Below are 6,338 nucleotides of genomic sequence, written 5' to 3'. Positions count from 1 at the left end.
AAGCCCCCACTGAAGCCGCTGCAATTATTAGTAATTGATTCAATTTATTCATAAAAAACAACTCCCTCTAGAAAAATAGCTTGGTTACCACTCAAAAATTCCCCCGGATTATCGAGTGATCCCTTATCAAAGGAATATAACCTCTTTTTCGCCATTTATGTTTGGAGAATTGTCCAAAATTTTTCGGCATTTTTTGGAGAAAGCTCTAAAAGAGAATAATCATTAAAAGCGGCCACCGCCAAAGGAATATATCCCTCCCTTTGGCAGCAGTCGCTTTGTTTGAATCAATATTAGCGGGATCTAATCAGTTAATACCCCTCCGTTGTAAAGTACCAACGAACGTTGTCCCCACTCTTAAGCTTCGTTAAGTTTGCAGCATGGTCAATAAATTTCTTGTTAACACTGAACATCCAACCGGAACCGGCCTTAACGTCATTTTCCTTGAGGCCGTTAATGCCGTTCACGTAAACGGAGGGGCCCGGAATATAACTAATCTTCAGGTTCGTTTGCTTTAAAATCGAAAACGCGTTGGCGCCCTTTTTAACGCGCATCCGCTTCGAATAGAAAACTTTTTTGTATCCATCAACCGTTAAATGGATTTGAATTGTATTCTTAGCATTAGACGACTTTTTAGCCGCATGATGCGTATCCTGAACCACCTTGGTTTCTGCTTTGTGGTTAATTTTACCCAGCTTATCAGATTTAGGGGCATTTGACCGCTTAGTTTTAGCGACCTTGTTAGGACTTGCCTTTGCACTGGATCCGGTTGTCCGATTAGGGCTTGTGCTTGATTGAGAACTAGCAGTTTGGGGCTTGTTGGCTGTTTTTTGAGCCCGCCTATCTGCTTTTGGTTTTGCTTTGCTTGCACCCTTTGCTTTTTGCTGGTGACTTGGCTGTTTAAGATGACTTGAACTGGTCGAACTTGAACTTGAAGAAGTCACTTGTTTAGAAGTTGTCGGCTTAGGGGCTGCGTCTCTCGATGAAATCACCTGTTGGGCACCAAAAGCGATTCCAATTGTGAGAATGAACGCAAGAATGAAGCCAATTGCTTTTTTCATAGCTTTTTTCATAAGAGTTGCTAGACGAGGAAACTCGGTATTTTAATGCCGAGAGGAATCGGCGTCTTGAGCAACGCACCTCTTTTCTAAAATAGATTTGTGATGACTAATATTTCACTAATGCATGAGTATCATTGCCAGCATTGCGGCTATACCAGCAACGATGACCGGATTGGCGCCATGAATATTCAACTCCTTGGCACTAACTGGGTAACGAATAAAGAAACCGCCTTTAATCAATTGCAATTTAATCAAGAATAGCTACTGGATAAACTCTAGTAGTTAAACGGGTGCTGTCAATCACCCGATGATGTAACCACTTTGGTAGGAGTTGTCAGACATTTGCACTACGACCCCGTTAGGGGTGTGAGTTACAAGCTCGGTAATTTATTACCGAGTAATTGACATTGTTTTGTCACCTCTCACTCAAAATTTGGCGATTAATTAATTGTGTAAACTGAACGATTCTTTAAAGCAGCTTTATAAGCGGCAACCGCTAAATTTACCTGACCGACACCATAGAGCTGAGTAGCTGCGTTTTTAATTGAACCGGATTTATTGACATAGGTCAGCATTGCATAAAGCGGCGTCCTAGTTTGACTTGTTTTCATCGCCGTGTTATTCACATATTTCTTCATGCCAAAATCATTTGATAGGGCAATAATTGCTTCAGCGGTTGAATTGGCATTTGGCGTTGTTTTGCCATTAAACGTGTAGCCAAATGCACCACTGGGTTGCACAATACCAGTAAGAAATTTTTGCCCCTTCAGCAAGCTGTCCTTGACGTTAGTTGTATTAACCTTTCCTCGAGCCAGACCGGTTAGAACCATGCTGGTCGTGTCGGCATCCCTAACTCCTTGTTGGTTATTATACGTCCAACCGTGATTATTTAATTGAGCTTTCACTAGCCGAGCACTCAATCTTGCTTTGCTAAACTTCGCTCCCTTTGGCTGCTTGAACTTTGAGCTCATCGAAATGGCAATCAGCACTTGTGCCTGGGCACTTGTCGTTTGTTTGGAAACACTTGTCCGGTACAACTTGGTTACCAGATTGATTCCCTTTTTGTGGCCATATGGCTTATAATCTCTAGCGTTGAGCCCCATCGCCTGAACGGCCATCACGGCATTGGCCATTGTTGCAGCAGGGGTTGTCTTTTTGATTACCAAGTTTTTTCGCAGCAACGTTTTTTCCTTGGTATTAAATTTATAACCGTTTCCCTTGAGCCCTAACAGAAAGTCAGAGTACCCCGCAGTCGCACCAGTATCAGGATTGAGTTTCTTACTAAAAATAGAACTGCTTTGACCGGAAAGTCCGGTCTTATTTTCTTTAATCATCTTTTTGGCATAGGAATAAGTACGGGCAATTCTGCTGTGAATGGTGCCGGTACTAGCCTTCCTAATTGATGCAGCGTTGGTAGTTGTTGAGAGCGTCAAAGCGGCGATAACCAAAGTTGCAGAAGTCAAGACTGATTTTATATATTTATTCATAGGTGTGATCTCCTTAGATAATGCATAAAAGTGGCTGGGGCCTCATTTTCCCCCAACCACTTTGATATTTGATTGTTAGATGAAGAATTACTTATTGTAGGTCATCGAAATTGAATCGCCATCTTTCAAAGTATAAGCACCCATCGATGAACCAGGTTCGGTGCCATTAACTGAATAAAGCCATCCAGTCATTGTCCCGGCTGGCCCAGCATTGTAACCATTAATTCCGGTAACGTATGTAGTAGCCCCCGATCCTTTATAAGTTAAAGCCAATCCTTGTTGCTGGGCAAATGCCTGCAAGGCATCAAATGCGCTGGCCCCACTGTTAACCTTGATACTGCCACTTGCGATGGTCGCCTCATCGGCATGAATACTAATAGTGGTTGTGATGGTTTTAGCATCGTTTGATGGCGTAACAGGATTTGTGGGTGCCACTGGCAAAGTTGGCGTGGCACCTAGGTGAATTATTATAGGTGAATTATTAGTAGTTGTGGTTGTCCCCGTCGTTGCCGTCGGCTTAGAGCTTGTCGTCGTTGTCGTAGTCGCTGTTGACCCTGAGTTAGTCGGTGGGGTACTCGTTGACGTCCCTGTGGTTGTGGCCGTAGGTGTGCTTGGACGAGTATTTTGGGAGCTCTTCTTGATCTTAGTAGCCAAGATGAGCTTCTTGTTAGCAGTGATGTAGCGGCCATTTGTAAGTTGCATCCGGTTGGAAAGCCCATAGTTAACAATTTTTCTGACGCTTAATGACGCATTCTTTTTAACGTGGCGCTTCTTGCTCGTTAAGTTAACCTTACCATACTCGTTGATTCCCTTAGGATTGATGACTTTAATGCGGGTCACCTTTGCGGAATAGTAGGCGTGGGCAAAATACTTTGAACCAGAAAGCGTATAACCGGTTTTGCCTAAATTCATGTCCTTTACTCGATAGATCGCATGGCCCTGTTTGTTCGTTTGCTGGCTGATAACCAGGAACATTGGGCGGTTAATCCGGGCACGTTTCTTGTAGGTCTTCGTCAGATTCGATTTAGTAAAGTTCGAACTTCTATATAGTTTGACAGTTGTCAGTGCATATACGATGGAACGATGACTTGCTTTTTTAACAGGCTTCCCGGAAACAGTCGGCGTACTTATTGGCACACTACTAGATGAAGAAGTGGATGTTGCTGCTGATGAACTCGATGCACTGGAAGAGCTGGCCGGATTGTTGACAACCGTTACGTTATTGTTCGTAACAGTTGGTGGCGTTACGGGCGTTGCTGGTGCGGCATGAGAAACGGTTACATGATTAAAAGCCGTAACCCCAGCTGCTCGATCGGCGATTGCAGCACTGCTGGTTGAATCAGCGCTTAACTTCGAAACATACGTCGCTAGTATTTGATCTACCAGGTTAAGGGCGTCACTCTTGGCAGCGGCCGTTGCCTGAGGATCATTGATGATTGACTGCTTTTTGGTAATTGCGGCCGCCTTTATACTGACAATCTCACCAGGTTTCGCCGCATCCGTTTGATTGAAAGCGAAGATGGATCCTTTACCACCATTTCTGGTGAATCGGGCCTGTTCAAATGTCCAGGTTGCCTGTTGAATCAGCATTGCGGAATTCCCAGCGGAAACCGGATGTTGCTCGAGAACTCTTTGAACAGGGGCAACATAATCAGTTTTCTCCTTTAATGGTACATAAACATTTACGCCGGCAGAGGCAAGGGCATTAGTCATTGTTACATCATTGTAGGCATTTTCAGCGCCAAACATTGTGTTACTACTATCAGCAAATCCGCCATTTTCTTGATAAAGATGATTACTTACCGCTTTAACTGCCGTGTTTAAAGCATCTGCAGCCCCTGGTTGATTCGTATTCATCGATAATGCTAATATTGCCCGACCGGTATAATCAACTTTATCAAACCCGTTCCACAAACCTGTTTTTTGATCTTGCATCCCAATTAACTTCTTGGTTAAAGAAGTTCGGGCAGTTTCGCTTGCCTGACCATAACTACCAGTACTCAAAGCTTGCAAATCATTAACAATTGAATAATCACTGGCAGGATTATTTGCATCCTTTACAATGTCAGCAACTAAATTCTTACCATTCACATTAGTTGGATCTTTGTCGATTGCCACCAAACCATTGACGGCAGAAACATCAGAGATCCCGTTTAACCCTTGACTGCCACCACTGAACACTCCCCAAAACAAATATAACGGTCGTTAACCGCTATTAATACTGGACTGGTTAGACTTTCTGCAACACAAAAAAGCCTAGCTAGAGCCATCTTCTATCATTAATAACTAACGTCCGACATTTTTGGGCAGACTAATCCCGGAAAGTTTATTATTAATTGACAAAGTCGACCCTAAGAAACTTTGCAATCAGTATAATAAGCGTCTCCTGACTTGATCTCATCCCCAAATGTCTTCTTCCCGGCTTTAGCCAGTGAGTTGCGACATTTCAGTCAATCTTACAGTAGCGAAGGGGCTGTAAAGGCTTTTCACCTTTTTCCGGTTCATTATACTTTTTAGCATTAATCATTATAGCATGGCGCGCGTTTGTTTAGAATAGGGCTACGAAGTCCGTAAGTGTCAATATTTTTGCGGTAGGCTATTAACCATTAGTCTGACCTTAATTTCTTAAATATTTATTTGACTTATTTTTCTGCTAAAATCATCCAAATAGCTATGTCCTGCTGTTAAGCTTTCGATTGCTCCATGATGAATGCCTAGATGAGCTTCATGCGTCTTTCTTAGGCTGGCACGAACTGCACCTTTCAATTCTCCCTGATCACCAATATCGAGCTGTCCACCTGCAAACTCACTGCTAAGCCAGTATTCCAGCTCTTTGTTTTTAATGCAAGTCAGCACACGCAGAATTCCTTCGGCACCATCTTCTGACCAGTATTTTCCTTGCCCTTTGACGCGATAAGTATATTTACGGTGATTGCTCTCACAGCAGCCAATTGCCTTAATTACGGACAAATGACGCATCTTAAACGGCTTAATATCTACCCAGCGACGATGAAGATAGCTGCGCAGCCGCTTTAGGTTTTCATGATTTTCTGGCGTATTCAGCTCATCAACCAGATTGCTTTCAATCGTGTCTAAAATCACATCAGTTAAGTGACGGTCATATTTAAACTCAACTGCACTGATCAATTTGCTTGGCATAGCCGGCATAAAGCCTAAACGGTCCTTGATCTTTTTATTCAAGTGAAAGACATCCAAGAAGGGTTCGTGCTGCCGGCAATAGCCAACTATTTCATCAAAATCTTTCTTGGCATAGCCAGCACCGCCATCGGCATTACTGATGATTAAAGTATCGCTTAAGTCATAGGGATTGGCTAAATAAGCTTTAATTTCTTGTAAAGCATCCAAGCGGCTTAAAGAAACAAACTCTTTTCCTGCGCGTTTTGCTTAAATTAATAATATCCTCGCAGACCTGATAGCGATGAAACTCTAGCCGCTTCTTGGTGCCCTTGATCACAACGCCATCGCCTTCAAGATAAAGCACTGGCGCCCTTTTTCTTTTGGGTAATGCCATCGTATCTTTCCTCAGACTGCTGCTGTGCTTTAATCTGTTTGCCTGCTTGCACAATCAGCTTGCCAACTTGGCTGTGACTAATCTTAAAACAAGAAAGGGTATTAACTGCTAGAGCGGTATTGCGGTAAGTAGCCACAGCACTAACTTGCAAAACATCTTTTACTGCCAAAACACTGTAACGCTTGTATTTGTCATAACCCATTAGCTTATCCAGTGGGTATTGGGCCTTCTTGCCTGGACAGACATATCTTCTGCGCCAAT

3 protein-coding genes, 2 pseudogenes and 1 riboswitch are annotated in these 6,338 nt (G+C 43.1%); of the genes and pseudogenes, 1 reads left to right on the top strand and 4 read right to left on the bottom strand.

What is annotated here, in order from left to right; genetic code table 11:
- Positions 1 to 308 precede the first annotated feature (308 nt).
- Entirely contained in the window at positions 309 to 1,058 is a 750-nt protein-coding gene (locus tag LPKJCM_RS02570; protein WP_057963350.1) for a DUF4430 domain-containing protein, read from the bottom strand.
- A 123-nt stretch (positions 1,059 to 1,181) separates the two neighbouring features.
- On the opposite strand from LPKJCM_RS02570, the pseudogene LPKJCM_RS12860 reads away from it, so the two are divergent.
- Positions 1,182 to 1,319 (top strand): annotated as a pseudogene (locus LPKJCM_RS12860) (RNA-guided endonuclease TnpB family protein); the annotation flags it as partial.
- Between the two features lie 179 nt (positions 1,320 to 1,498).
- On the opposite strand, the gene LPKJCM_RS02565 reads toward LPKJCM_RS12860, so the two are convergent.
- The 3 genes and pseudogenes from LPKJCM_RS02565 to LPKJCM_RS02555 form a co-directional block, all read right to left on the bottom strand.
- Positions 1,499 to 2,545 (bottom strand): prenyltransferase/squalene oxidase repeat-containing protein, encoded by a 1,047-nt coding sequence (locus LPKJCM_RS02565; RefSeq protein WP_057963349.1) that lies wholly within the window; start codon positions 2,543 to 2,545, stop codon positions 1,499 to 1,501.
- Positions 2,546 to 2,632: 87 nt separating this feature from the next.
- Positions 2,633 to 4,738 (bottom strand): DUF5776 domain-containing protein, encoded by a 2,106-nt coding sequence (locus LPKJCM_RS02560; protein ID WP_225364092.1) that lies wholly within the window; start codon positions 4,736 to 4,738, stop codon positions 2,633 to 2,635.
- Positions 4,739 to 4,904: 166 nt separating this feature from the next.
- Positions 4,905 to 5,089, bottom strand: a riboswitch (cobalamin riboswitch).
- Positions 5,090 to 5,170: 81 nt separating this feature from the next.
- Positions 5,171 to 6,338, bottom strand: a pseudogene (locus LPKJCM_RS02555) (ISLre2 family transposase); the annotation flags it as partial.

The sequence above is a fragment of the Lentilactobacillus parakefiri genome, assembly GCF_002157585.1.
GTDB lineage: Bacteria > Bacillota > Bacilli > Lactobacillales > Lactobacillaceae > Lentilactobacillus > Lentilactobacillus parakefiri.
This window is presented reverse-complemented; position numbering and strand designations above follow the sequence as displayed.

Bases quoted from the DNA above. Each gene is read 5' to 3' on its own strand.
- LPKJCM_RS02570 (WP_057963350.1), bottom strand. From the start codon at position 1,058: ATGAAAAAAGCAATTGGCTTCATTCTTGCGTTCATTCTCACAATTGGA.
- LPKJCM_RS02565 (WP_057963349.1), bottom strand. From the start codon at position 2,545: ATGAATAAATATATAAAATCAGTCTTGACTTCTGCAACTTTGGTTATC.